Source organism: Neobacillus solisequens, from assembly GCF_051233465.1.
Taxonomy (GTDB): Bacteria; Bacillota; Bacilli; order Bacillales; family Cytobacillaceae; genus Neobacillus.
Window position 1 is genome coordinate 1 of sequence record NZ_JBKFGJ010000051.1, and the last position, 546, is coordinate 546.

The 546-nt window shown below is 35.2% G+C and carries 1 protein-coding gene; it reads right to left on the minus strand.

What is annotated here, in order from left to right; translation table 11 throughout:
- Positions 1–159 precede the first annotated feature (159 nt).
- Positions 160–546: helix-turn-helix domain-containing protein (locus ACI3K6_RS23480; protein ID WP_435556732.1), on the minus strand; the 387-nt coding region annotated here is incomplete at its 5' end.

The window sequence follows — 546 nt, forward strand, 5'->3', positions numbered from 1 at the left end:
GACCTTTATGTTCATGAAAAATTTCTCTAATAGCTTCTTTTAATTTTTCATTCTTATCAGCCTGATCTAACCGTGTTTCCCACCAATAATACGTAGCACGTGGAATGTCAGCGACTTCAACTAAATCCACGACCTTATACTGTTTCTTTAGTTCAAAAATTACTTGCGCTTTAATTTTGTTTGTAATTTTTCCTGCATTTGAACTAAAGCATTCAACTTTTTTAAGTAGGCATTCTCCATTTCTAAACGTTCAATTTTCGCTTGTAATGCTTCTACTGTTCCTTCAGCTGGGGATGGTTTTATTGATTTATTTTTTTTAGATTCGTTTTTCATGGATGGACGCCCCTTTTTCTTCTGTTCTAGGGCACTAATTCCACCTTGCTCAAATTTACTTCGCCAATTACGAATCAACCCAGGGGATGAAATATTGAATATCGCCGCTGCATCGTAAGATGATGTACCCGTTTCGTTCATATAATTTAGTACACCAATTTTATACTCAAGGGAATAGTTTGTATAGTTTTTTTGGAAAGCTTCAATCCCTTG